Source organism: Streptomyces sp. NPDC051041, from assembly GCF_044456065.1.
Classification (GTDB): domain Bacteria; phylum Actinomycetota; class Actinomycetes; order Streptomycetales; family Streptomycetaceae; genus Streptomyces; species Streptomyces glaucus.
In genome coordinates this window covers 41235-66714 of sequence record NZ_JBITFM010000022.1, presented here as the reverse complement: position 1 = coordinate 66714, position 25480 = coordinate 41235, and the positions used below count along the sequence as shown (strand labels likewise).

At 74.3% G+C, this 25480-nt stretch carries 24 protein-coding genes and 1 riboswitch; of the genes, 17 read left to right on the top strand and 7 right to left on the bottom strand.

Features of this window, described 5'->3' with window-relative positions; translation table 11 throughout:
• Positions 1-104: 104 nt before the first annotated feature.
• Positions 105-1496: a uracil-xanthine permease family protein gene (locus ACIBAI_RS26255; protein WP_399037978.1), complete on the bottom strand. Its 1392-nt coding sequence runs from the start codon at positions 1494-1496 to the stop codon at positions 105-107.
• A gap of 266 nt (positions 1497-1762) precedes the next feature.
• On the bottom strand, positions 1763-2974 hold the full coding sequence (locus ACIBAI_RS26250) for an MFS transporter (RefSeq protein ID WP_399037976.1): 1212 nt from the start codon (positions 2972-2974) through the stop codon (positions 1763-1765).
• A 221-nt stretch (positions 2975-3195) separates the two neighbouring features.
• On the opposite strand from ACIBAI_RS26250, the gene ACIBAI_RS26245 reads away from it, so the two are divergent.
• On the top strand, positions 3196-4389 hold the full coding sequence (locus ACIBAI_RS26245; protein WP_399037974.1) for an ROK family transcriptional regulator: 1194 nt from the start codon (positions 3196-3198) through the stop codon (positions 4387-4389).
• Positions 4390-4459: 70 nt separating this feature from the next.
• Here the strand turns inward: ACIBAI_RS26245 and ACIBAI_RS26240 are convergent, their stop codons facing one another.
• Positions 4460-5200, bottom strand: coding sequence for an SDR family oxidoreductase (locus ACIBAI_RS26240; RefSeq protein ID WP_399037972.1), 741 nt, complete (start codon positions 5198-5200; stop codon positions 4460-4462).
• A gap of 487 nt (positions 5201-5687) precedes the next feature.
• Positions 5688-5818, top strand: a riboswitch (FMN riboswitch).
• Positions 5819-5964: 146 nt separating this feature from the next.
• Here ACIBAI_RS26240 and ACIBAI_RS26235 point away from each other — a divergent pair.
• From ACIBAI_RS26235 to ACIBAI_RS26195, 9 genes are all read left to right on the top strand, one after another.
• Positions 5965-6570 (top strand): riboflavin synthase, encoded by a 606-nt coding sequence (locus ACIBAI_RS26235; protein ID WP_399037971.1) that lies wholly within the window; start codon positions 5965-5967, stop codon positions 6568-6570.
• Complete coding sequence (locus tag ACIBAI_RS26230) at positions 6567-7208, top strand: nicotinamide riboside transporter PnuC (RefSeq protein ID WP_399037969.1); 642 nt, start codon at positions 6567-6569, stop codon at positions 7206-7208. Before ACIBAI_RS26235 ends, ACIBAI_RS26230 begins: the two co-directional genes overlap by 4 nt.
• On the top strand, positions 7205-8494 hold the full coding sequence (locus ACIBAI_RS26225; protein WP_399037967.1) for a bifunctional 3,4-dihydroxy-2-butanone-4-phosphate synthase/GTP cyclohydrolase II: 1290 nt from the start codon (positions 7205-7207) through the stop codon (positions 8492-8494). Before ACIBAI_RS26230 ends, ACIBAI_RS26225 begins: the two co-directional genes overlap by 4 nt.
• Positions 8495-8514: 20 nt before the next feature.
• Entirely contained in the window at positions 8515-9000 is a 486-nt protein-coding gene (gene ribH / locus ACIBAI_RS26220; protein WP_344607275.1) for a 6,7-dimethyl-8-ribityllumazine synthase, read from the top strand.
• A gap of 33 nt (positions 9001-9033) precedes the next feature.
• Complete coding sequence (locus tag ACIBAI_RS26215) at positions 9034-9306, top strand: phosphoribosyl-ATP diphosphatase (RefSeq protein ID WP_190059787.1); 273 nt, start codon at positions 9034-9036, stop codon at positions 9304-9306.
• A gap of 47 nt (positions 9307-9353) precedes the next feature.
• Positions 9354-10211, top strand: coding sequence for an ATP phosphoribosyltransferase (gene hisG, locus ACIBAI_RS26210; protein WP_399037965.1), 858 nt, complete (start codon positions 9354-9356; stop codon positions 10209-10211).
• Between the two features lie 33 nt (positions 10212-10244).
• A complete protein-coding gene (locus tag ACIBAI_RS26205) occupies positions 10245-10700 on the top strand; it encodes a PH domain-containing protein (RefSeq protein WP_399037963.1) in 456 nt (151 codons plus the stop codon).
• 267 nt (positions 10701-10967) lie between these two features.
• Entirely contained in the window at positions 10968-12320 is a 1353-nt protein-coding gene (locus ACIBAI_RS26200; protein ID WP_399037961.1) for a hemolysin family protein, read from the top strand.
• Positions 12317-13402 (top strand): hemolysin family protein, encoded by a 1086-nt coding sequence (locus tag ACIBAI_RS26195; protein ID WP_344607266.1) that lies wholly within the window; start codon positions 12317-12319, stop codon positions 13400-13402. The genes ACIBAI_RS26200 and ACIBAI_RS26195 overlap by 4 nt, the downstream gene beginning before the upstream one ends.
• Positions 13403-13426: 24 nt before the next feature.
• Here ACIBAI_RS26195 and ACIBAI_RS26190 read toward each other — a convergent pair whose 3' ends face one another.
• Both ACIBAI_RS26190 and ACIBAI_RS26185 read right to left on the bottom strand, forming a co-directional pair.
• Positions 13427-15289 (bottom strand): AAA family ATPase, encoded by a 1863-nt coding sequence (locus ACIBAI_RS26190; protein ID WP_399037959.1) that lies wholly within the window; start codon positions 15287-15289, stop codon positions 13427-13429.
• Between the two features lie 428 nt (positions 15290-15717).
• Positions 15718-16380: a uridine kinase gene (locus ACIBAI_RS26185; protein WP_399037957.1), complete on the bottom strand. Its 663-nt coding sequence runs from the start codon at positions 16378-16380 to the stop codon at positions 15718-15720.
• Between the two features lie 202 nt (positions 16381-16582).
• On the opposite strand from ACIBAI_RS26185, the gene ACIBAI_RS26180 reads away from it, so the two are divergent.
• From ACIBAI_RS26180 to ACIBAI_RS26170, 3 genes are all read left to right on the top strand, one after another.
• Entirely contained in the window at positions 16583-17929 is a 1347-nt protein-coding gene (locus ACIBAI_RS26180; RefSeq protein ID WP_399037955.1) for a peptidase C39 family protein, read from the top strand.
• A gap of 136 nt (positions 17930-18065) precedes the next feature.
• Positions 18066-18206 carry an SCO1431 family membrane protein gene (locus tag ACIBAI_RS26175; RefSeq protein ID WP_399037953.1) on the top strand — a complete coding sequence of 47 codons (141 nt, stop codon included), beginning with the start codon at positions 18066-18068 and terminating at the stop codon, positions 18204-18206.
• 587 nt (positions 18207-18793) lie between these two features.
• Positions 18794-19966, top strand: a complete 1173-nt coding sequence (locus tag ACIBAI_RS26170; RefSeq protein WP_399037952.1) for an acyl-CoA dehydrogenase family protein — start codon at positions 18794-18796, stop codon at positions 19964-19966.
• Positions 19967-20168: 202 nt separating this feature from the next.
• Here the strand turns inward: ACIBAI_RS26170 and ACIBAI_RS26165 are convergent, their stop codons facing one another.
• Entirely contained in the window at positions 20169-20615 is a 447-nt protein-coding gene (locus ACIBAI_RS26165; RefSeq protein WP_399037950.1) for a hypothetical protein, read from the bottom strand.
• A 270-nt stretch (positions 20616-20885) separates the two neighbouring features.
• Between ACIBAI_RS26165 and ACIBAI_RS26160 the strand changes: the two genes are divergently transcribed.
• The 4 genes from ACIBAI_RS26160 to fxsA all read left to right on the top strand — a co-directional run bounded on the left by ACIBAI_RS26160 (position 20886) and on the right by fxsA (position 24628).
• A complete protein-coding gene (locus tag ACIBAI_RS26160; RefSeq protein WP_076092236.1) occupies positions 20886-21326 on the top strand; it encodes an Lrp/AsnC family transcriptional regulator in 441 nt (146 codons plus the stop codon).
• Between the two features lie 90 nt (positions 21327-21416).
• Positions 21417-23021, top strand: coding sequence for an amidohydrolase (locus ACIBAI_RS26155; protein WP_399037947.1), 1605 nt, complete (start codon positions 21417-21419; stop codon positions 23019-23021).
• Between the two features lie 162 nt (positions 23022-23183).
• The gene (locus ACIBAI_RS26150) at positions 23184-23987 is read left to right on the top strand and encodes a polyprenol monophosphomannose synthase (protein WP_344607250.1); all 804 of its coding nucleotides are present in this window, start codon (positions 23184-23186) and stop codon (positions 23985-23987) included.
• Between the two features lie 68 nt (positions 23988-24055).
• Positions 24056-24628 carry an FxsA family membrane protein gene (gene fxsA, locus ACIBAI_RS26145; protein WP_399037942.1) on the top strand — a complete coding sequence of 191 codons (573 nt, stop codon included), beginning with the start codon at positions 24056-24058 and terminating at the stop codon, positions 24626-24628.
• 234 nt (positions 24629-24862) lie between these two features.
• Here fxsA and ACIBAI_RS26140 read toward each other — a convergent pair whose 3' ends face one another.
• Positions 24863-25237, bottom strand: a complete 375-nt coding sequence (locus tag ACIBAI_RS26140) for an RNA polymerase-binding protein RbpA (protein ID WP_307134522.1) — start codon at positions 25235-25237, stop codon at positions 24863-24865.
• Positions 25238-25480 lie beyond the last annotated feature (243 nt).

The window sequence follows — 25480 nt, the reverse complement described above, 5'->3', positions numbered from 1 at the left end:
CGCTCGACACCGGCGAGGCCCGGATCGACGCCTGCCTGTGGGTGAAGCTGCCGGGGGGCCGGACGGCCGCGGGGGGCGCCGGGCGCGTTCGCGCCGTCGTACGCCTACGGCTTGGCGCGCTGAGCGGTCTCGTCGTAGGAGCTGGTGCCCTCGTCCAGCAGCGGCTGCTGCGTCTTGAGGTGGGCGGGCGCGAAGGCGCGCAGCGCGTGGTAGCCGGTGATGACGACCAGGGTGCCCAGCGCGATGCCGCTCAGTTCGAAGGTGTCGGTGAACTTCATGCTGACGTTGCCGACGCCGATGATGATGCCCGCCGCGGCCGGGACCAGGTTGAGCGGATTGCGCAGGTCCACCTTGGCGTTGATCCAGATCTGCGCGCCGAGCAGGCCGATCATGCCGTACAGGATGACGGTGATGCCGCCGAGGACACCGCCCGGGATCGCCGCGACGACCGCGCCGAACTTCGGGCACAGGCCGAACAGCAGGGCGAAGGCGGCGGCGGCCCAGTAGGCGGCGGTCGAGTAGACCCGGGTCGCGGCCATCACGCCGATGTTCTCGGAGTACGTCGTGGTGGGCGGGCCGCCGACCGCGGTGGACAGCACCGAGCCGACGCCGTCGGCGGAGATCGCCGTGCCGAGCTTGTCGTCGAGGGGGTCGCCGGTCATCTCGCCGACCGCCTTGACGTGCCCGGCGTTCTCGGCGACCAGCGCGATCACGACCGGCAGCGCGACCAGGATCGCCGACCACTCGAAGGACGGGCCGTGCAGGTCCGGCAGGCCGATCCAGTCCGCCCGGCCGACGGCGGAGAAGTCCAGCCGCCAGTGGTCGGTGACCTTGCCGCTCGCGTCCACCGAGTGGATCCGGCCGAAGACCCGGTCGAAGGCCCAGGAGACGCCGTACCCGAAGACCAGCCCCAGGAAGATCGCGATGCGCGACCAGAAACCGCGCAGGCAGACCACGGCCAGACCGGTGAACAGCATCACCAGCAGGGCCGTCCACTGGTCCTGCGGCCAGTACGTGGAGGCGGTCACCGGGGCGAGGTTGAAGCCGATCAGCATGACGACCGCGCCGGTCACGATCGGCGGCATCGCCGCGTGGATGATCCGCGCCCCGAACCGCTGCACGGCCAGCCCGACCAGGAACAGGGCGACGCCGACGACGAGGACCGCGCCGGTCACCGTCGCGCTCGTCCCGCCCTGCGCGCGGATCACCGCGGCGACGCCGACGAAGGACAGCGAGCAGCCCAGGTAGCTGGGCACCCGCCCGCGGGTGGCGAGCAGGAAGACCGCGGTCGCGACGCCCGACATCATGATCGCGAGGTTGGGGTCCAGGCCCATCAGCACCGGGGCCACGAAGGACGCCCCGAACATGGCCACGACGTGCTGGGCGCCGAGGCCGAAGGTGCGGGGCCAGGAGAGCCGCTCGTCGGGGCGGACCACCGCGCCGGGTGCCGGAGTGCGTCCGTCACCGTGCAGTTTCCAGCGGACGCCGAGATCCATGTCAGGTGTCGCTTTCGTCGTGCGTACAGCTTGTCCACACCATTGTCGGGGGTGGCCGGACGTGCTTCGCACATCTGAGCGGATGCTTGGGGTGAGGCGTCCGTGCACCCGGTGTGCCTGGCATGCGTCCCGTGGGGACCGGGAGCGCGGCCCGTGACCGTCGAAGTCCCGCCCGCCGCCGTCCTGCGGCCGGCCGGTCCCCGGCGCCGTCCACGGCACCCGGGTCCTGGTCCTGCTGGACGCCCGGACGCCGTGGAGCGAGGGGTTCAGGGCCGCGGGCCGGGCACCGCCGCGTCCGGGCGACCGACCTTCGGCCGGTCGTGGTCGCTGCCGCGCAGCACGCCCGCGAAGACCGCCAGGCCGCACGCCAGGAACGTCACCAGGCCGAACGACACCACCAGGCTGGTCGCCTGCGCCAGCCCGCCGATCGCGCTCGGGGCGACCAGGCCGGAGGTGTACGTGATGGTCGCCACGCCCGCGATGGCCTGGCTGGGGTTGGGGCCGCTGCGGCCGGCCGCGGCGAAGCACAGCGGGACGACGACGGCGATGCCGAGCCCCATCAGCGCGAACCCGGCCATCGCCGCCGCCGGGTGGCCCGCGGCCACGACGAGCAGCCCGCCCAGGGCGGCCAGGACGCCGCTGACCCGGACCGTGCGCACCGAGCCGAAGCGGTCCACCACCTTGTCGCCCGCGATCCGGGCCACGGCCATGGTGAGGGTGAAGCCGGTCGTGCACGCCGCCGCCAGACCGGCGGAGGTCTCCAGGTGGTCCTCCAGGTAGACCGCCGACCAGTCCAGGCTCGCGCCCTCCGCGAACACCGCGCAGAACCCGACCGCGCCGATCAGCAGCGCCGACCGGGGCGGCAGCGCGAACCGGGGCGGCGGCTCCTCGTCCTCGGCGGGCTGGAGGTCGAGCACCCACGCGCAGGCCGTCAGGCCCAGCAGCGTCAGCACCGCGGCGGCCAGGAGGTGGTGCAGCCGGGCGTCCGCGCCCAGGTGGGCGGCGAGGGTGCCGGCCGCGGAGCCGACCAGGGCGCCCACGCTCCACATGCCGTGCAGGCCGGACATGATCGACCGGCCGATGCGGTTCTCGACCTCCACGCCGAGCGCGTTCATCGCCACGTCGGCCATGCCGGCCGTCGCCCCGTACGTGAACAGGGCCAGGCACAGGGTGAGCAGGTCGGGGGCGAGGGAGGGCAGGACCAGGGCGAGCGTCCACAGCGCCATCAGTCCGCGCAGGGCGGTCCGGGCGCCGAAGCGGTGGCTGATGCCCCCCGCGAGCGGCATCGCGACGGAGGCGCCGAGCGCCGGGAAGGCGAGGGCCAGGCCCAGCTGGCCCGCGCTGACGCCGGCGTGGTCCTGGATCCACGGCACGCGGGTCGCGAACGAGCCGGTGACGGCGCCGTGCACGGCGAAGACGGCGGCCACCGCGTACCGGGCCCGCCGCACCTCGCGTTGCCCGTAGACCACTGCACTCATTCTCGGGTCCCTCCCGGATCCACACTCCCATGTGCCCGGCGTAAACTATCAGGAACCCTGCCTGATAAATAGAGGGCGCCGGTCGCGGGACCGCCGACGGCGCGGGGCGCCGACGGACGCGGGGGCGCCGCCCCCGGGGCCCGCCGCGCGCCGGCGGCCCCGCCCTCCGGGGGCGTCGGCGCCCACCCCTCGCGGCCCCGTCCATCTGGGAGGATCCCGGCATGCCCGCATCCCCGAGCACCGCCCGGGCCATCAACGACCGGCTCGCCCTGCGTCTGCTCCAGCAGGAGGGCCCGTTGACGGCAGGACAGCTGAAGCAGCTGACCGGCCTGTCCCGGCCGACCGTCGCCGACCTCGTCGAACGCCTCACCGCCTCCGGTCTGATCGCGGTGGTGGGGGAGTCGGGCGAGCAGCGCCGCGGGCCCAACGCCAGGCTGTACGGGATCGTCGCCGACCGGGCCCATCTGGCCGCGCTGGACGTGCGGACCGAGAGCGTCTCCGTGATCGTGTCCGACCTGCTCGGCCGGGTGCTCGCGGAGGCGTCCGCGCCGATCGGCGGCGACGCGGGGACGGGACCCGCCGCGGAGCAGGCGGTGGCGCTGGTCGAACACACCGCCAAGGAGGCAGGCGCCGACCGGCTGCACACCGTCGGCATCGGGGCGCCCGGGCTGATCGACCCGGCCGGCGGCGAGCTGCGCGACTCCACGGGCCTGCCCGCGTGGCACCGGCGGCTGGTGGCCGCGCTGCAGGAGCGGTTCCCCGACGCCCGGGTCAGCGTCGAGAACGAGACCAACCTCGCCGCCCTCGCCGAACAGCGCGACGGGGCCGCCCGGGACCGGGACACCTTCGTGCTGCTGTGGCTGGGCCTCGGCGTCGGCGCCGCCGTCGTCCTCGACGGCGCCCTGCGGCGCGGGGCCTCCGGGGGCGCGGGCGAGATCGGCTTCCTGCCGGTACCGGGGACGGCGGGGCTGCCGTCGGCCACCGACTGCGACGGCGGCTTCCACTCGCTCGTCGGCGCGCGGGCGGTCGCCGGCCTCGCGGCCCGGCACGGGGTGGCGGCCCCCGTCCCCCCGCACGAACCGCACGCCGCGGCGCTGGTGCGGGCGGCGGTCGAGCGCTCCGGCACGGACGCCGCCGCCGCGCGTTTCCTGGACGCCCTCGCCGGCCGGGTCGCGCTCGGCGCCGCCGCCGCCGTCGCCGTGCTGGACCCCGGCTGCCTGGTGCTGGCCGGCGAGATCGGCCGCGCGGGCGGCGACGCGTTCGCCGCCCGCGTACAGGACCGCCTCGCCCGGATGTCGCCCCTGGGCACCGAGGTGCGGTCCAGCGCCCTGGGCGGGGGCGCGGTACTGCGCGGAGCGCTGCTGACGGCGCGGGACCGGGCGCAGGACGAGCTGTTCGCGCCGACGGGGCGGTAGCCGGCGGCGCGCCGCCGCGGCCCCGGGCGGCGGCGTCCCCGCGGGCGGATCCGGCCCCGCCCGCGCCTGCTCACCCCCGCCGCACCGCCAGGTACTCCTCGAACGTGGTCCTGCCGACGGCCTGCTCCGGCGCCAGGTGCCCGCCCGACCGGAACCCGCGGTACGCCCTCCCCGCCAGCGGCACGCCCACCACCGCCCGGCGCCGGCCCGTCGCCCGCAGGAACGCGCGGGCCAGCGAGTCGAGCGTGCGCACCTCGGGCCCGGCCAGGTCCCCGACCCGCCCCGCCGGCGCGCCCGCGGCCAGCTCGGCGAGCCGGTCCGCGACCTCGGCCGCCGCGACCGGCTGGTCGCTCACCCCGGCCGGCACCAGCATGAGCGGCGGTGCGGCCAGCGTCTGGAACAGCCGTGCCAGCAGCTCGTGGAACTGCGTCGCCCGCAGCACCGTCCAGCCCAGCCCCGACCGCTCGACCAGCCGCTCCACGGCCAGCTTGCTCCGGTAGTAGCCGAGCGGCACCCGGTCGACGCCGACGATCGAGACGTGGACCAGATGCCGCACCCCGGCCCGCCGCGCCGCCGCGATCAGCTGCCCGGCCGCCTGCTCGTCACCGCCGCGCGGCGAGCTCGCGCAGTGCACGACCGTGTCCACGCCCGCGACGGCCGCGTCCAGCCCGCTGCCGCCCTCGCGCAGATCGACGGCGTACGGCGGGGTGTGCCGGCTGAGCACCCGCACCTCGTGCCCGGCCGCCCGCAGCCGCTCGGTGACGAGCCGGCCGAGCGTTCCGGTGCCGCCGGTCACCAGGATCGTGGTCATCGCTGTCCGGTCCCTTCCGTATGCGGGCGCTCCCGGGCGGAGCACCCCTCGCCCACTGAGACCGAACAGACGCCGCGGGATGTGACGGATCTGCGCGCGGAGCGGCTGACGGCTCACGCACCGCAGCCTGTCCGGATCCCGCGCGGACCGCACCCCGGCGACCGGCCCGCCCCGCGGCGCCCGGAGGCGGGGAGCGCCCGGGGCGGCGCGGCAGGGCTGGAGGCCCGGCGGCGGGCAAGGGCCGTCGTCACCGCCGCCGGGCCGGTCCGTGTGCGGCCGGACCCCGGATGTCCGCGCCCAGCCGGACCCTAAAAGGACTAGACCATTACGTCAATAGGCGCGGCCCGCGCCGAGGCGGCCCCGCGGGCGGAGGCCGGGGCGGGCGCGGCCCCGGACGGAAGCCTTCCGGCCCGGCCTGTGAGGCACCCCACAGCCGTCACCCGTCTGGACCCCGACCGGGCGTGGCACACTGGCCCTGTACCTACAGCAGCGCACTCCGGGGTCGGTGAAAGTCCGAACCGGCGGTTACAGTCCGCGACCCGGCCGCCTCCAGCGGCCGGTTGACCAGGTGAAATTCCTGGACCGACGGTTAAAGTCCGGATGGGAGGCAGTGCGCGGCGGGCGGGCCTGCGTGCGCGCCGCCGAAGCGGTCCGCCCCAGGGGCGGACTCCCTCCGGCGTCGCCCCCGGTGCTTTCCGCCCGTGTCCTCTGCCGTCGTCGGCAGCCCCGGAGTCCGTGCCCGAAGAGGCAGGAGGACCCGGGAAGTGTTCACCGGAATCGTCGAAGAGCTGGGCGAGGTCACCGCCGTCGAGGACCTCGGCGACGCCTGTCGCTTCCGGCTGCGCGGCCCCGTCGTCACCCAGGGCGCGAAGCACGGCGACTCCATCGCCGTCAACGGCGTCTGCCTCACCGTCGTGGACCACGAGGGCGACGAGTTCACCGCCGACGTGATGGCCGAGACCCTGAACCGCTCCAGCCTGGGCGCCCTCGCCGTCGGCTCCCGCGTCAACCTCGAACGCCCCACCGCCGTGGGCGGGCGCCTCGGCGGGCACATCGTGCAGGGCCACGTCGACGGCACCGGCGAGATCCTGGAGCGCACGCCGTCCGAGCACTGGGAGATCGTGCGGATCTCCCTCCCCGCGGACCTCGCGCGCTACGTCGTCGAGAAGGGCTCCGTCACCGTCGACGGCATCAGCCTAACCGTCGTCGAGGCCGGACACGACCACTTCACCGTCAGCCTCATCCCCACCACCCTCGCCCTGACCACGCTCGGCCTGAAGCAGCCCGGCGACCCGGTCAACCTGGAGGTGGACGTCATCGCCAAGTACGTGGAGCGGCTGCTGACGACCGGTCAGGGGGCGGCCCGGTGAACTGGCTCAACCACGAGGCGTTCGCCCTCTTCGGCCAGCGCATCCTCTGGTCCGACATGGTCGGCAACGTCTTCGGCCTGCTCGCCCTCGCCCTCGGCTGGCGGCGCTCCCTGTGGACCTGGCCCGTGCAGTTCCTGGCCGGCCTCGTCCTCTTCGGCGCCTTCTTCGGCCACCTGACCGGCAGCGCCGGCAAGCAGGTCGTCGTCATGGCCGTCGCGCTGTACGGCTGGTGGCAGTGGAACCGCGGCAGGGGCCGGGCCGACGACGGCCACATCTCCGTGCGGTTCGCCACCTGGCGCGAGCGCGCGGCCATGGCCGCCGCCGCGGCGGCGGGCACGGTCGCCGTCGCCCTGCTCTTCACGGCCTACCCCGCCCTGTCCTGGGACCCCTGGCCCGACGCCTACATCTTCGTCGGCACCGTCGTCGCCATGTACGCCCAGGCCCGCGGCATGGTCGAGTTCTGGTTCGCCTGGCTGCTCGTCGACCTGGTCGGCGTGCCCCTCAACTTCGCCAACGGCTACGCCTTCTCCGGCTTCGTCTACGTCATCTACGGCGCGCTCGTCCTGTGGGGCCTGCGCGACTGGTGGCTGCGCTCCCGCAAGGCCGCGCGGCCCGTCCCGGAAGGAGCGCCCGCATGAGCACGGCCCCCGCCCTGTACGGCACCGACGGCATCGAGGACTTCGCGCTCGACCCCGTCGAACAGGCCGTCGCCGACATCGCCGCCGGCCGCCCCGTCGTGGTCGTCGACGACGAGAACCGGGAGAACGAGGGCGACCTCGTCATCGCCGCCGAGAAGGCGACCGAGGAGATCGTCGCCTTCATGATGAGCGAGTGCCGCGGCCTGATCTGCGCCCCCATGGAGGGCGGGGAACTCGACCGGCTGCGGCTGCCGCAGATGGTCGAGGACAACACCGAGTCCATGCGGACCGCGTTCACCGTCTCCGTGGACGCCTCCCCCGCCCACGGGGTGACCACCGGCATCTCCGCCGCCGACCGCGCCACCACCCTCCGGCTCCTGGCGAGCGGCGCCGCCGAGCCCTCCGACCTGGTCCGCCCCGGCCACGTCTTCCCGCTGCGCGCCAGGCCCGGCGGGGTGCTGGCGCGCAACGGCCACACCGAGGCCGCCGTCGACCTCGCCCGCCTCGCCGGACTGCGCCCGGCCGGCGCGATCGTGGAGATAGCCGGCGAGGACGGCCGGATGCTGCGCCTGCCCGAGCTGATCCCCTTCGCCCGCAAGCACGGTCTGACGATCATCTCCATCGAGGACCTGATCGCCTACCGCCGCAGCGCCGAGCCCACCGTCCGCCGCGAGGCCGAGGTGCACCTGCCCACCGCCCACGGCACCTTCACGGCGTACGGCTACCGCTCCACCGTCGACGGCGTCGAGCACGTCGCCCTCGTGCACGGCGAGCTCGGCGACGGCGAGGACGTCCTGGTCCGCGTCCACTCCGAGTGCCTCACCGGCGACGTCTTCGGCTCCCAGCGCTGCGACTGCGGACCCCAGCTGGACGCCTCCCTCGCCCGCATCCAGGCCGAGGGCCGGGGCGTGGTGGTCTACCTGCGCGGCCACGAGGGCCGCGGCATCGGCCTGGTGTCCAAGCTGCGGGCGTACGAGCTCCAGGAGCGCGGCCGGGACACCCTCGACGCCAACCTGGAACTCGGCCTGCCCGCGGACGCCCGCGACTACGGCGCCGGCGCGCAGATGCTCCGCGACCTCGGCGTGCGCAGCGTGCGCCTGATGACCAACAACCCCGACAAGTCCGAGGCGCTTCTCCGCCACGGCATCGAGGTCACCGGCCGCGAGCCGATGCCCGTACAGGCGGGCGAACACAACCTCCGGTACCTGCGCACCAAGCGGGACCGGATGGGCCACGACCTGCCCTGGCTGGACCCGTCCCCGGTGTCCACCTGCGGCAACCAGTAACAGCGACACCGAGGAGAGACGTGAGCGGCAAGGGTGCACCGGAACTGTCCGTCCGCAATGTGGGTGACCTCAGGGTCGCCGTCGTCGCGGCCCAGTGGCACGAGAAGGTGATGGACGGTCTGGTGGACGGCGCCCTGCGCGCCCTGCGCGAACTGGGCATCGACGAGCCGACCCTGCTGCGGGTCCCCGGCAGCTTCGAGCTGCCGGTGGTCGCCAAGGTCCTCGCCGGCCGCGGCTACGACGCGATCGTCGCCCTCGGCGTCGTCATCCGCGGCGGCACCCCCCACTTCGACTATGTGTGCCAGGGCGTGACGCAGGGCCTCGTCCAGGTCTGTGTCGACACCGGGGTCCCCGTCGGCTTCGGCGTGCTGACCTGCGACACCGAGGAACAGGCCCTCGACCGGGCGGGCCTGCCCGGCTCCAGCGAGGACAAGGGGCACGAGGCCGTGACGGCGGCGGTGGCGACCGCGGCGACCCTGCGCTCGGTATCCGAACCCTGGCGCTAGGGAGTGCCGCGCACCGCGTAGGGTGGGACCACCATGTCCAAGAAGACGTTCGAGGAGCTCTTCACCGAGCTCCAGCACAAGGCCGCCCACGGCGACCCCGCCACCTCCCGCACCGCCGAACTGGTGGGCAAGGGCGTCCATGCCATCGGCAAGAAGGTCGTCGAGGAGGCCGCCGAGGTCTGGATGGCCGCCGAGTACGAGGGCAAGGAGGCGGCCGCCGAGGAGATCTCGCAGCTGCTGTACCACGTCCAGGTGATGATGGTCGCCCGCGGCATCACCCTCGACGACGTCTACGCCCACCTGTAGAACCAGCTTTCGGAACCACACCCCTCCACGCAAAGGAAGCCGACCTCATGCTGCGCATCGCCGTCCCCAACAAGGGTTCACTGTCCGGCCCTGCGGCGGAGATGCTGCATGAGGCCGGCTACCAGCAGCGCCGCGAGTCCAAGGAACTGCGCATCGTCGACCCGGAGAACGAGGTGGAGTTCTTCTACCTCCGCCCCCGCGACATCGCGATCTACGTCTCCTCCGGCCGCCTCGACATCGGCATCACCGGCCGCGACCTGCTGATCGACTCCGGCGCCGACGCCGAGGAGATCCTCCCCCTCGGCTTCGCCCGCTCCACCTTCCGCTACGCCACCAAGCCGGGCACGGCGAACGGCGTCGAGGACCTGACCGGCATGACGGTCGCCACCTCCTACGAGGGCATCGTCGCCAAGCATCTCGCCGACCACGGCATCGACGCCTCCGTCGTCCACCTCGACGGCGCCGTCGAGACCGCCATCGAGCTCGGCGTCGCCGAGGTCATCGCCGACGTCGTCGAGACCGGCACCTCGCTGCGCAACGCGGGCCTGGAGGTCATCGGCGAGCCGATCATGAAGTCCGAGGCCGTCGTGATCCGCCGCACCGGCGCGGACGGCGAGGAGACCACCGAGTCGAAGGTGCAGCAGTTCCTGCGCCGCCTCCAGGGCGTCCTGGTGGCCCGGACGTACGTGATGATGGACTACGACTGCCGCGTCGAGCAGCTGGAGAAGGCCGTCGCCCTCACCCCGGGCCTGGAGTCCCCCACCGTCTCCCCGCTGCACAACGAGGGCTGGGTCGCCGTCCGGGCGATGGTCCCGGCCAAGGAGGCCCAGCGGATCATGGACGACCTGTACGAGATCGGCGCCCGGGCCATCCTGACCACGGCCATCCACGCCTGCCGTCTCTGAGGGACGCCCACAGCCACGGTCTGAGAGACACCGATGTCCGATCTGCCCACCCTGCCCGTCACCTTCCGGCCCGGCCGCACCCGCGCGGTCCTGCTCGGCGCCGCGATCGCCATATTCGTGGTCATCACGACGGTGGCGATGCTGCTGAAGGGACTCAGCCCGGCGGAGCGGCTCAGCTTCGTCGTCACGGCGCTCCTGCTGGACGGCGTGCTGCTCGTGCTGGCCCGGCCGAAGATCGTCGCCGACGACTCCGGCGTCACCGTCGTCAACCTCGCTTCCCGGCGCCGCCTGGAATGGGCCGAGATCGTCCGGGTGAATCTCCGGCCCGGCGACCCCTGGGTCTTCCTCGACCTCAGCGACGGCACCAGCCTGCCCGCGCTCGGCATCCAGCCGGGCATCGCCAAGCAGCGGGCCATCGCCGACGCCCGGGCCCTGCGCGCGCTCGCCGAGGCCCGCGCCACGGCGGACCCCGGGCCGCACCAGGGCTGACGGGGAAGCCGCGGCAGGCCCCGGGACCGTCCCGGGAGCCCTTTCGGGGCCGTCCGCCCTGCCACAGTCGGCCCTGTCTTGATTAATCTGTTGGCGGAGGCGCGGACGTCGCGCCTCCGCCCCTGTCGTTCCGCCCGGGACACAGGGGTTCCTGCTACCCGAGGAGTGACTCCCTCCGGCGATGGACGGATCGTCCTGTAGTACCTGCGCCGCCCCCTGCCGACATAGCGCGGACCGCGTCCGCGAGCGTGCTCGGGCGGCGGCATCATGACCACCCCCCTACTGCTCCTGACAGCCGCGTTCCTGCTGATCCTCGCCAACGGATTCTTCGTCGCGGCCGAGTTCGGCCTCGTGACCGTCGAGGCCACGGACGCCGAGAAGGCCGCCGCGGAGGGCGACCGACGCGCCCGCCGGGTCGTCGAGTCGCTCAAGGAGCTGTCCTTCCAGCTCTCCGGCACCCAGCTCGGCATCACCATCACCTCCCTGGTCGTCGGCATGCTCGCCGAACCGGCCCTCGCCGACCTGCTCGGCGGCCCGTTCACCGCCGTCGGCGTCCCCGAGGGCGCGGTGCACGGCGTGGCCGTGATCGTCGGCATGCTGCTGGCCTCGGCCGTGCAGATGGTGATCGGCGAACTCGTGCCGAAGAACTGGGCGGTGTCCCGGCCGATGCAGGTCGCGCGCTTCGTCGCCGGCCCGCAGCACCTCTTCGCCCGCCTGTTCCGCCCGGTGATCGCCGGGCTGAACGCGGTCGCCAACCGCCTCGTACGGGCTCTGGGCGTCGAACCCACCGAGGAGCTGGCCTCCGCCCGCACCCCCGGCGAACTCGTCTCCCTGGCCCGGCACTCCGCCCAGGCCGGCGCCCTGGAACAGGACACCGCGGACCTCTTCGTGCGGACCCTGTCGCTGGGCGAGCTCACCGCGCAGCACGTCATGACGCCGCGCGTGAAGGTGAGCGCGCTGCAGTCGTCCGCGACCGCCGAGGACGTGGTCAACCTGACCCGCGCCACCGGCCTGTCCCGCTTCCCGGTCTACCGGGAGAGGATCGACGAGGTCGTCGGCATGGTCCACCTCAAGGACGCCCTCGCGGTGCCCGCGCAGGACCGGCTGCGCACCCCCGTCGGCCGCATCGCCCGGCCCGCGCTGCTCGTCCCCGAGACCCTGCCGGTACGGCCGCTGCTCACCCGCCTGCGCAGCGAGCAGCCCATCGCCGTCGTCGTCGACGAGTACGGCGGCACGGCCGGCGTCGTCACCCTGGAGGACATCGTCGAGGAGATCGTCGGCGAGGTCCGCGACGAGCACGACGGCCAGGACCTGCCCGAACTCGCCCCCGCCCCGCCGGAGGACGGCCGTCCCGCCTGGGACGCCGACGGCGGCTGCCGCGTCGACATCCTGCGGCGCATCGGCCTCGACGTGCCCGAGGGGCCGTACGAGACCGTCGCCGGCCTGGTCGCCGACCTGCTCGGCCGGATCCCGGCCGTCGGCGACCGGGCGGAGCTGCCCGGCTGGCGGCTGTCCGTACGCCGGGTGGGGCACTACCGCGCCGAGCGGGTACGGCTGGTGCGGACGGCCCCGGCGGCGCCCGCCGAGGAGGCCGCGGACGACCTGGAGGCGGCCCGATGAGCGTGCTCCAACTGCTGTTCGCCGCGCTGCTCGTGCTCGCCAACGGCTTCTTCGTCGGCGCCGAGTTCGCGCTGGTCTCGGTGCGCCGCAGCCAGATCGAACCGCTCGGCACCGCCCGGGCCCGCCAGGTGCTGTACGGCCTGGAGCGGCTGCCCCAGATGATGGCCGCGGCCCAGTTCGGCATCACGGTCTGCTCGCTGACCCTGGGCGCGGTCGCCGAGCCGACGGTCGCCCGGCTGCTGGAGCCGGTCTTCGTGTGGATCCACCTGCCGCACGGCATGATCCACCCGCTCGGGTACGTCATCGCGCTGGCCGCCGTGGTCTTCTTCCACCTCGTGATCGGCGAGATGGTCCCGAAGAACCTGGCGATGGCCGCGCCGGAGAAGGCCGCGCTGTGGCTCAGCCCCGGCCTGGTCGCCTTCGCCCGGCTGTGCCGGCCGGTCACCGTGGCACTCGGCGCCGTCGCCCAGGGCGTCCTGCGGCTGTTCCGCGTCGAACCGAAGGACGAGGTCGAGGCGGTCTTCACCAGCGAGCAGCTCAACCGGTTGGTGGAGGACTCCGGCCAGGCCGGCCTCCTCGACCCGGAGGAGCAGGAGCGCCTGGAGGACGCCCTGGAGCTGGGCTCCCGCCCGGTCACCGACGTGCTGCTGAAGCGCGAGTCGCTGGTGACGGTCCCGCCGTCGGTCACCCCGGGGCAGATCGTCGACCTCACCGCCCGCACCGGGTACTCCCGCTTCCCGGTCGCCGCGGACAACGGCGCCTTCATGGGATACCTGCACGTGAAGGACGTGCTCGACCTGGAGGAGTCCGACCGGGCCGTGCCGCAGCGGCTGTGGCGGCCCATGACGACGCTGCGGCCGAAGCTGCCGCTGGACGACGCCCTGACGGTGATGCGGCGCGCGGCGACGCACCTGGCGCAGGTCGCCGACGCGTCCGGGCGGGTGCTCGGCCTGGTCGCGCTGGAGGACGTGCTGGAGCTGCTGGTGGGCGAGGTGCGGGACCCGGCGCACCGGGAGGTCCCGGAGGTGAGGGTGACCGAGCCGCGGGCGAGCGGTGAGCCGGAGCAGGCCCTGGCGGGCTGACGCCGGCCGCGGGGCCCGCCGGCGCTACAGCCCCGGCGGGTCCTGCGGCCCCCGCCCCGACAGGACCTCCCCGTAGGCCTGCATCAGGTCCGGCAGCCGCAGCGTCGCCAGGTCCTCCCGCGTCAGCGGCCCCGGGTACGACGACAGCCTGAGGTCCCGGTACGCGCAGCTCTTCTCGTACAGGGTCCGCAGGAACCGCCCGTTGCCCAGCTCGTCGATCCACCCCTGGTCGACCACGTGCCCGGCGATCGAGCGCAGTTCGTCGAGGGCCTCCTCGTCCCACGCGTCACCGTTCTCCGCGGCGAGGACCTTGCCGATCTCGGTGAGCTCCGGAGGCCGGTAGGAGGGGAAGTCGACGCGGGTCGTGAAGCGGGAGGACAGGCCCGGATTGGCGGCCAGCAGCCGGTCCATGCCCTCCGGGTAGCCGGCCAGGATCACCACGAGGTGGTCGCGGTTGTCCTCCGCCCGCTTCAGCAGCACCTGCAGCGCCTCGTCGCCGTAGGCGTCGCCCTTGCCGTAGCCGGAGTTGGACAGGGAGTAGGCCTCGTCGACGAAGAGGACCCCGCCGAGCGCGGAGTCGATCAGTTCGTTGGCCTTCACGGCCGTCTGGCCCAGGTACTCGCCGACCAGGTCGGCCCGCTGCGCCTCCACCAGGTGGTCGCCGCCGAGCAGGCCGAGGGCGTAGAAGACGCGGCCCAGGATGCGGGCCACCGTGGTCTTGCCGGTGCCGGACGGGCCGGAGAAGACGAAGTGGCGTTTCGGCGGCTGGACGGGCAGGCCCTGCCCGGCCCGCAGCCGGGCCATGTTCAGCTGCGCCGACAGCGCTTTGACCTGGCGCTTGACGGGCTCCAGGCCCACCATGCGCTCCAGTTCGGCGAGCGCCTCCTCCAGCAGGGCGGGGTCGGTGGGGCCGGCCGGCAGCGACGGGGCGGGGGCGGCCGTCTTCTCCCGCACCGCGGGACCCGGCACCGACGGCACAGGGCCGGCCGGCGGCTCGGGGTCGGACAGCTTCAGGTCGCGTTCCTCGGCGCCGAAGAGCGGGTCCAGCCCGTCGGGGCCGTCCACGGCGTCCGGGCCGGTACCGGTGAGCGTGAGCGACGCGAGGTCGGACCCGTCGTCGTACCCGTCGCCCTCGGCGATCGCCGCGAGCCGGGCCGAGGTGTCCATGAACGCCGGGTCGACGCGGTGCACGGCCCGGTACAGCGGCAGCGCGGCGGCACTGCGGCCCGTCCCCTCGTGGGCGCGGGCCAGCCAGTAGCGCAGCTCCTTGCGCTGCGGCTGCTCGCTGCGGCAGCGCATCAGCGCGGCGGACAGCAGCGGCTCGGCCTGCCCGTACATCTCCAGGCGGACCCGGGCCATGCCGCCGAACAGGCCCGCCTCGATGCCGAGCAGCGGGTCGTCCAGCAGCGGGTCGGTGTGCCGCACGAGCTGCTCCCAGTCCTTGACGAGGTAGGCGCGGCAGGCGTGCAGGAAGCGGACCTGGGGGTCGGTGTCCACGGGCGGCAGTCCGGCCAGGGCCTGGTCCAGCTCCGGGACGTGGCGGCCGTCCAGCCAGTGGGAGGCGTGCGCCAGCAGCAGGTCGCGCGGGGTCTCCAGCACGGGCTGCACCCACCAGCCCAGCCAGTACCAGGAATTGAGGGTGCGGCGGTGCCGGGCGCGCTGTTCGCCGAAGCGGTCCCGGTGGCGGAACATCTTCAGCAGCGCGGTCGTCGTGTCGACGCGCAGCGCGTGCAGCCCGAGCCAGCCGTCGGCCATTCCGGGGTCCATCCGCACGGCGGTCCGGAACTCCTCCTCCGCCTGTGGATAGGCGCCCATGGTGTAGGCGTCCACACCTCGCAGCCAGGCGAGGTCGGCCGGGGCCTGCGGGCCCTGCGTGCCGAAGTCCATCACGTCCCCCACAAACCGTGCCCCCGTCGGTATGCCGCCGGGCCGTCGCCCGCCGGCCGCCCTGGTCGAACCGCTGTGCCGCGGACCGGAGTTGCAAGGTGCGCGAAGCAGCCGTCCGTAGGTCGCACCGAGGGCATCGTACCTGCGGCGGTGCCGGCGCCGAAGGGTGCCGTCCCGGCCGTTCGGCGAGGTGGGAGCGGCCGGACGGGCCCGCGGCGGTGACCGAGGGTGAGCGGATCGCGCCGCTCGGCGCTCGGCGGGGTCGCGGAGGGCAGAACGAAGCCCCCGGTCACGGGGGAACAACCGGGGGCTTCGCGTATGGCGGCGGCTGCGAATGGCCGCACATTGAGAACGTAAGTCCTGTACGGCCCCTTGGTCAAGCCGAGTTGGGACACTCCGGGAAGTCGACCGCAAGGGTCTTCACAGGTTCAGCACATTGCGGACGAGTCGTCACCCTGTGTGAGGGAATGGTTCGGGTCAATGATCTTCCGGGGGCCCCGGACCAGTTCGTATCCCCGTTCGTCCCGCCGCACCAGGAGGTCGGCGAAGGGGCGTGAGGGATCACCGCGGAAGTGCCGGCGCTCCGCCGGAACCCACCCGGCCCAGAACTCCCGCTGCTCCTCGCCGTCGCGCGACCGCCCGCGCGCCCACGCCTCCTCGCACCCCACCTCCATCCACAGCAGCAGCGCCAGATGCGGGCGCAGCGCGCGGCGGCCCGCGCCGACCCCCTCCACGAGGACCACCGGGGCGGGCGGCAGCGGGACGGGCGGGCCGAAGCGCCGGGTGCGCCAGTCGTAGGGGGTGTAGTGGGCGGTCTCGCCGCGGCGGAGCGGCCCGATCACCTGGCTCAGCAGCCGCCCGGTCCAGTCGAAGAGCGCGTCGTGGCTGGCGATGTCGTCGAGGTGCAGCACCGGTGCCCCGCCGAGCGCCTCGGCCAGGTGCCCGGCGAACGTGGTCTTCCCGGAGCCGGCGTGCCCGTCGACGCCGATCAGGCGGACCGGGCCGCAGGACGGGGGCAGCCGGCGAAGCCGGGCGGCGAGATCGTGAATGGCTGGTCCCGGGGTGGAGGGCGGACGGCTGTCGCCGAGCACTCTAGTGCCCCGGCGGGCGGCGCCCGCCCGGTCGCGGCGCTGGCGGGCGGCGGCCTCCGGCGCACGCCGGTGGTGAGGACCGGCGCCGGTCGGCGCGGCGCGGGCCGGGGTCCTTCCGGGACCCGCCGTCCGCGTCCATAGTGGGCGCACAGCCGTGCAACGGACCCGACCCGACTTCGGACACCTGGGGGTCTTCCCGCCCATGAGCAGAGCCGAACAGCCGTCCCGCAGAACGGTCCTGGCCGCCGTCGCCGTCGCCGCAGCCACCGTGGGCAGCGTGGCCCCGGCGGCCGGCGCCGGGACCCGCCGGGCCCCGGCCCGCCCGGTCGACCACCACTCCTGGACGACGTACCGCGACTGGCGGGCCGGCGCCGCGCGCGGCACCCGTGCCGTCGCGGGCGCCCGGCCCGGCCTGGTGATCGCCGCCCCGGCGGGCACCCTCGACTACCCGGACCCGCACACCGGTACGACCTCCACCTGGGAGTACGCGACCTGGACCTCTCCCGTCCACCGGCTCGCCGTCCCCGCGACGGAGGCGATCGCCTCCTGGAACGCGCACACCCCGGACGGCACCTGGCTGCAGACCGAGCTCAAGGGCGCCTACTCCGACGGCACCGAGACACCCTGGTACGTGATGGGCCGCTGGGCGGCCGGCGACCGGGACATCAGGCGCACCTCGGTCGACGGCCAGAGCGACGGCAGGAGCACCGTCTGGACCGACACCCTCGCCGTCGACGACCCGGCGACCGGCCTGCGCCTGGTGTCGTACCGGCTGCGGCTGACGCTCCTGCGCCGGCCGGGCACCGGGCTCACCCCCACCGTGTGGCGGACCGACGTCATGGGCTCGGACGTCCCGGACCGCTTCGAGGTCCCCGCGTCCGTCCCCGGCCTCGCGAAGGAGCTGCCCGTCCCGCGCTACTCGCAGGAGGTCCACAAGGGCCGGTACCCCGAGTACGACAACGGCGGCGAGGCCTGGTGCAGCCCCACCTCCTCGCAGATGGTCGTCGAGTACTGGGGCGGCCGCCTCACCCCGGAACAGCTCGCCTGGGTCGACCCGTCGTACACCGACCCGCAGGTGTGCCACGCCGCCCGGCACACGTACGACCACCAGTACGCCGGCTGCGGCAACTGGCCGTTCAACGCCGCCTACGCGGCGACCTTCGACGGCCTCCGGGGCGTGGTGACCCGGCTCGGCTCCCTCACCGACGTGGAGAGGCTGATCGCGGCCGGCATCCCGGTCATCACGTCGCAGTCCTTCCTGAAGGAGGAGCTGACCGGGGCGGGGTACGGCACCGCCGGCCACCTGATGACCGTGATCGGCTTCACGGCCGGCGGCGACGTGATCGCCAACGATCCGGCCGCGCCGGACAACGGGGCCGTGCGGCGCGTCTACCGGCGGCGCGAGTTCGAGAACATCTGGCTGAGGACGAAGCGGTACAACGCCTCCGGCAAGGTCGTCTCCGGCACCGGAGGCGTCTGCTACCTGTACTTCCCGGCCCGTCCGAGTGCGCGCCGGCGGGCGGCGCTCGCCGCGGTGGGCGTGCGCTGACCGGCCCCGCGGCGGCCCCGGGCCGGTCCGGGGCCGCCGCCTGTGACCAACCTCTCCGCCGCACCGGCCGCCGGCGGTGGCAAGGTGGACGTCAGCCGGGGGGAGTCCACCGCACGTCCGAGACCAGCGAGAAGCCATGACCGCACACGCAGCCACCACCGCCCGCGTCCGCACCGGCGGCCCCGAGGGCGACGGCCCCGAACTCCTCGAGCACGTCATGGGCTGGGCCCTCGTGGTGGTGATCGCGATGTTCGTGACCCAGCTCGGCCTGCTGTGACCTGACCCGCGTCCGACCCGCCGTACCGTGGGCGCCCCGCCGGGCGCCGAAGGGCCGGTCCACTGCTGCTTCCGGTCCAGGCGCGACTGCTGCCCGGCCGTCGTCCAGGACTCCGTCGCCGTCCCGGTCGCGGTGGTCGCCGGGGTGTCGTCGCTCCGTCCGCGGCTGCCGCACGTGGCGCAGGCGGTGCCGCCCGCCGGGCTCCGTCCCGGGCGCCTCGTGGTCGTCGGCGCCCTGCTCGTACGCGCCCGCCGCGGCGCCGCCGGGCACCGACCGGGTGACGCCGTCCGGCCGCGGCCGTGGAGCCCGGCGACGGCCGCCTGGGTGCGCGGGCCGACCCGGTTCCGGACCTCCCTTTGGGGCCGTCCGGCCCGGTTTCCGGCGCCCGCCGGAATTCCTGAAGCAAGCGGTCGTTAACCGGTGACGCGGCGCGTCCGATCGGGCATACTCACAGCGCACAGCCGCTGGCCAGCAGCTTCCGTGACCCGGGAGTGCGAGCATCGGCAGGCACCGGAACGACCCGGCGGCGCCGCCTCCACCCAGGGCGCACGTCCGCCGATGTGCCCGACAGGGAGGAGAGCGTCGCCATGCCCGACCGCGCCCCGCAGCCGGTGGACCGACAACTGCCCACGGACGAGGCCCGGGACCTGATCTCGCTCGTCCGCGACATCGCGCAGCACGAGATCGTCCCGAAGGCGGCCGAGGAGGAGGACGCCGGGCGCTTCCCGCGCGAGGTCTTCTCCCTGCTCTCCGACTCCGGCCTGCTCGGCCTGCCGTACGACTCCGAGTACGGCGGCGGCGACCAGCCGTACGAGGTCTACCTCCAGGTCCTCGAGGAACTCGCCGCGGCCCGCCTCACCGTCGGGCTCGGCGCCAGCGTGCACACCCTGGCCTCCTACGCGCTCGCCGCTCACGGCACCAAGGAGCAGCGCGCCGAGCACCTGCCCGCGATGCTCGGCGGCGGCCTGCTCGGGGCGTACTGCCTCTCCGAGCCGTCCTCCGGGTCGGACGCCGCCTCCCTGCGCACCAGGGCCGTGCGCGACGGCGACGACTGGGTGATCACCGGCACCAAGGCGTGGATCACGCACGGCGGGGTCGCCGACTTCTACACCGTCATGGCCCGGACGGGACAGGAGGGACCGCGCGGCGTCACCGCCTTCCTGGTGCCCGGCGACGCCGAGGGTCTGAGCGCCGCCGCGCCGGAGAAGAAGATGGGGCTGAAGGGCTCGCCCACCGCCCAGGTCCACTTCGACGGGGTACGGGTCCCCGACGGCCGGCGCATCGGCGAGGAGGGCCAGGGCTTCGCCATCGCGCTGTCCGCGCTGGACTCCGGGCGGCTGGGCATCGCGGCCTGCGCGATCGGCCTGGCGCAGGCGGCGCTGAACGAGGCGGTGGCGTACGCGGCCGAGCGGCGGCAGTTCGGCAGGCCGATCGCCGACTTCCAGGGCCTGCGGTTCATGCTCGCCGACATGGCGACCCAGATCGAGGCGGGGCGCGCCCTGTACCTGGCGGCGGCGCGGCTGCGGGACGCGGGCCGGCCGTTCGCCGGGCGGGCGGCCATGGCCAAGCTGCACTGCACCGACACGGCGATGCGGGTCACCACCGACGCCGTACAGATCCTCGGCGGCTACGGCTACACCGCGGACTTCCCCGTCGAACGCTACATGCGCGAGGCCAAGGTCCTGCAGATCGTCGAGGGCACGAACCAGATCCAGCGGATGGTCATCGCCCGGCACCTCGCGGGCCCCGAGACGCGCTGAACCGGCCGGCCCGCGCCGGGACGGCGTGCGCCGCACCCGGTCGGGGCGTGACACCCGGCGGGGTGCGGCCCGGCCGGACGGATCCGCGTCAGGTCCTGGCGGACCGGCGGATCCCGGCGCGGTGGCGCGTACGCGCCGGGCCCGCGCCACGGCAGCGTGCGCCCCGTGGTGCGGGACGGCCGGCGGGGCCGGGCGACGGTGCTCAGGCGGCCTGGCGCCGCATGACGGGGAACCTGACGGGGCGCGAGCCGGGCCCGCCGACGTGGGAGAACGGCTGCGTCCGCCAGTCGAGCCCCTGAGGGAGCGTCAGCAGCAGGGCGGTGTCCTGCTCCTGGGGCCGGAAGGACTCGTCCGCGGGCCGGGCCTCGGAGGCGCCGCGGCCGGTGCCGGGACACACCGTGAGCCCGAACGGGTTCCACGGCGAGGCGCACAGCGCGTGCTCCGGCAGGACCTCCTCGTCCGCCAGCAGGGCGATGGGCTGCGCGCAGTCCGGGCAGATCACCCGGTACATCTCGAAGGTGTCGTACGCGTCGAACTCCTCGGCCTCCCCGTCGTCGAAGGCGTCGGGTTCGACGCCCTCCGGCTCGGACTCGACGACCGGCTGGCGGCGCTTGGGCGCGGTACGACCAGGGCGCTTAAGACTCTGCATGGGATTCTCCCCCTCGGGCTGGGCCGTGAAGGCGCTGCGGCCTCGACCACAGCAAGCACTTCCCGTCACCCCTCGGCGGTAATCACGAGAACATCACGGAGACCGTTCGAGCGATGTGGCGTTCATCACATGCCGGTCGCAGGTGCCTCGTGCGGCGCGTTCGTCCCCCCCCCGTCGGCCCGCGGCGGACCCCGGCCACATCACGAACCGGGCATGACCTGGGCTCCGCGGGTGTCCGAGGAGGTCAGACGCACTGTAGGTTCTAGCGCCATGGAGGAGCTGGACCGACAGATCGTGCAGCTGCTCGTCAAGGACGGGCGGATGAGCTACACCGACCTGGGCAAGGCCACGGGCCTGTCCACGTCGGCCGTGCATCAGCGGGTGCGCCGGCTGGAGCAGCGTGGCGTCATCCGCGGTTACGCCGCGGTCGTCGACCCCGAGGCCGTCGGGCTGCCCCTGACCGCGTTCATCTCGGTGAAGCCCTTCGACCCCAGCGCCCCGGACGACATCGCGGACCGGCTGGCCGACGTCCCCGAGATCGAGGCCTGCCACAGTGTCGCGGGCGACGAGAACTACATCCTCAAGGTGCGCGTGGCCACTCCGCACGAGCTGGAGGAGCTGCTGGCGCGGCTGCGGTCGCTGGCGGGGGTCTCGACCCGGACGACGGTGGTGCTGTCGACGCCGTACGAGGCGCGGCCGCCGCGGATCTGACGCGTCCGCCGTCCTCCGGACGCGTTCCGCCGTGCCCGGCGGCGTGCCCCCCGTGCGGCTCCCCCGACGCGGCGCGCGAAACTGTCCGTCATGAGCGAACGCACCGCCCCGCCGAAAACCGTCCTGCTCCGCCGCGGCGAAGTCCACAGCCCCGCCGACCCCTTCGCGACGGCGATGGTCGTCGAGCGGGGACAGATCGCCTGGGTCGGTTCCGAGGGCGCCGCCGACGCCTTCGCGGACGGGGTCGACGAAGTGATCGACCTGGCCGGGGCCCTGGTCACTCCGGCGTTCACGGACGCGCACGTGCACACCACGTCCACCGGTCTGGCGCTCACCGGCTTCGACCTGTCCGGCGCCCCCTCCCTGGAGGCCGCCCTCGCCCTCGTCCGGGACTTCGCCGCCGCCCGCCCCCACGACCGCGTCCTGCTCGGGCACGGCTGGGACGCCTCCCGGTGGCCCGGCGGCCGCCCCCCGACGCGCGCCGAGCTCGACGAGGCCGCCGGCGGCCGCCCCCTCTACCTGAGCCGCATCGACGTCCACTCGGCGGTCGTCAGCACGGCCCTGCTCGACCTGGTCCCGGGCGCCGCCGGCCGTGCGGACGGCCCGCTCACCGGCGACGCCCACCACGCGGTGCGCGCCGCCGCGCTGGGCGCGATCACCCCGGCCCAGCGCGCCGAGGCCCAGCGCGCCGCCCTCGCGCACGCCGCCTCCCTCGGCATCGGCACCGTCCACGAGTGCGCCGGCCCGGAGATCTCCTCCGAGGACGACCTCACCGGCCTGCTGCGGCTCGCCGCCGAGGAACCCGGCCCGCGGGTCGTCGGCTACTGGGCCGAGCAGGACGTGGCCAAGGCGCGCGAACTGGGCGCGATCGGCGCCGCCGGCGACCTCTTCGTCGACGGCGCCCTCGGCTCGCACACCGCCTGCCTGCACGAGCCCTACGCCGACGCCGGTCACACCGGCACTGCCCACCTGGACGCCGCCGCCGTCGCCGCGCACGTCGTCGCCTGCACCGAGGCGGGGCTCCAGGCGGGGTTCCACGCCATCGGCGACGCCGCCGTGAGCACCGTCGTCGACGGCATGCGCGCCGCCGCCGAGGAACTGGGCCTCACCCGGGTGCGCGCCGCCCGGCACCGCGTCGAGCACGCCGAGATGCTCACCCCCGAGACCGTCGCCGCCTTCGCCGAACTCGGCCTCACCGCCTCCGTGCAGCCCGCCTTCGACGCGCTGTGGGGCGGCGAGGACGGCATGTACGCCCAGCGCCTGGGCGCGGAGCGGGCCCGCACCCTCAACCCGTTCGCGGCCCTGCTGCGCGCCGGCGTGCCGCTCGCCTTCGGCTCCGACAGCCCCGTCACCCCCCTCGACCCGTGGGGAACGGTCCGCGCCGCCGCCTTCCACCGCACACCGGAGCACCGCGTCTCCGTGCGCGCCGCGTTCACCGCGCACACGCGGGGCGGCTGGCGGGCGATCGGGCGCGACGACGCGGGCGTCCTGGTGCCGGGCGCACCCGCGGACTACGCCGTGTGGCGCACCGGCGAACTGGTGGTCCAGGCCCCCGACGACCGGGTCGCCCGCTGGTCGACCGACCCCCGCTCCGGCACGCCCGGCCTGCCCGACCTGACGCCGGGCCGGGACCTGCCCGTCTGCCTGCGGACCGTGGTGGGCGGGCGGACGGTCTTCGTGCGGCCGGGCGAGTGATCCGCGCGGCCGGGGCGCCGGCGCGCCCCGGCCGCCGCCCGCCGGAACGCCCTTGTTGTCCGGGTCGGGCGGCAGCGACACCACCATATGAACGTGCTGTCACGTCACCGCAGGCCGGGAGCACTATGGTGGACCCCTGCGTACGGACACGAAGGGGCAGCAGTGAACGACGGCGACGGGACCCTCGCGGCAGCAGGCCAGGAGAGGAAGTTCGGCCCGCTCGGCACGGCCTTGGTGATCATCCCGACCTACAACGAGGCGGAGAACATCAAGAAGATCGTCGGCCGGGTGCGCGAGGCCGTTCCCGAGGCGCACGTTCTCGTGGCCGACGACAACAGTCCGGACGGCACCGGCAAGCTGGCCGACGAGCTGGCCGCCGGGGACGACCACGTCCACGTACTGCACCGCAAGGGCAAGGAGGGGCTGGGCGCCGCCTACCTCGCGGGTTTCCGCTGGGGCCTGGAGCACGGCTACGGCGTGCTCGTCGAGATGGACGCCGACGGCTCCCACCAGCCCGAGGAACTGCCCCGCCTGCTGACCGCCCTCAAGGGGGCCGACCTGGTGCTCGGCTCCCGCTGGGTGCCCGGCGGCCGGGTGGTGAACTGGCCCAGGTCCCGCGAGTTCATCTCGCGCGGCGGCAGCCTCTACTCCCGGCTCGCGCTCGATCTGCCGCTGCGCGACATCACCGGCGGTTACCGCGCCTTCCGCCGCGAGACCCTGGAGGGCCTCGGCCTCGACGACGTCGCCTCCCAGGGCTACTGCTTCCAGGTCGACCTCGCCCGCCGCGCGGTCAAGGCGGGCTACCACGTCGTCGAGGTCCCCATCACGTTCGTCGAGCGGGAACTCGGCGACTCCAAGATGAACCGCGACATCCTCGTGGAGGCGCTGTGGCGGGTCACGGCGTGGGGCGTCGGGGAGCGGGTCGGCAAGGCCCTCGGCCGCGGCGACAAGCCGGCGCAGCCGTAGGAGCGGGACGTCGCGGGGCGGGCCGGGCCCTTATCCCGTGCTGAGGCCGGGCCGGGCACACTGGGAACATGACGACCGGCACTCGGATCCCCAGCCATTCCACCCGGCCCCGGCGCTCCCGGACGCGCACGTTCCTGCCGCTGGGCCTCGCCGCGTGGCTCGTGCTGGAGATCTGGCTGCTGACGCTGGTCGCGGGCGCGTCGAACGGCTTCGTGCTCTTCCTGCTCCTGGTGGCGGGCTTCGTCCTCGGCTCCGTCGTCATCAAGCGGGCCGGACGCCGGGCCTTCCGGAGCCTCACGGAGACGCTGCAGCGACAGCAGGCCGGCGCGCCGCCCGCGGACCGGGCCGGCAGCGAGGGCAACGGCCTGATGATGCTGGGCGGCCTGCTGCTGATGATCCCCGGCCTGGTCTCGGACGCGGCCGGCCTGCTCCTTCTGATACCACCGGTCCAGAAGGCCGTGAGCCGGTACGCGGAGCGCGCCTTCGACCGCAGGCTCCGCGAGGCCGCCCAGGGCACCCTGGGCGACGCCTTCCGGCAGGCCCGCATCCACCGCCCGGACGGCAAGGTGGTCCCGGGCGAGGTCGTCAGGGACGAGCCGGAAGACGCCCCCCGGGAACCCCGTCCGCCGCTGACGCGCTGACCTCGCCGCGCCGGCCGGCTGTGCGCAACCCCCTGGAGGCATCCCTCGCCGCACACCGCTCGGGGATGCCGCAGGGGCCCGGGGATCCGGGACGGGGCCGCTCAGGACGACGGGACCGGTGAGGGGCCGCGTCCGCCCCCGGCAGCACGACGAAACCGCGGGCGCCGCACGTGAACCTCACGTGCGGCGCCCGCGGTGACCGACGCGCCGGGCCTCGCCCGAGCCGCGCGGGGACTAGGCCGACTTGCGGCTGTCCCGCGGATGAACCGCGATGTTCATCGCGCCCGACCGCAGAACGGCCAGCCGCTCCTCGAGGACCTCTTCGAGCTCCTCACGGGTGCGCCGCTCCATCAGCATGTCCCAATGCGTACGCGCGGGCTTGGCCTTCTTCTCTTCCGGGCCGTCGCCGTTCACCAGGAGTGCCTGGGCCCCGCAGACCTTGCACTCCCACTCCGGCGGGATCTCCGCCTCGACCGAGAAGGGCATCTCGAAGCGGTGCCCCTTCTCGCATGCGTACTCCACGGCCTGGCGCGGGGCCAGGTCGATGCCGCGGTCCGTCTCGTAGCTGGTCACCACGAGGCGCGTGCCGCGAAGAGCTCGCTCACTCATGAATCGTGCCTCCCGGGCTTGTCGCCCACAGGACAGGTGTCGCTGTCGTCGTCATCCGGTCAACGTCCGGTCGGCGGTAAAGATTCCCGTTCCGAGTCCCGTTCCGGGTCGTGCGTCGCCGTCGTAGCCGCAGCCTTGCTGACCAATGTCGTACCCACCGGCGCCCGGTTTGTCACATCTGCTAGCAGATATGACCCAGCGTTTCGGCATCTCTGACACGCAGTAACGGTACGCCTGGCAGGC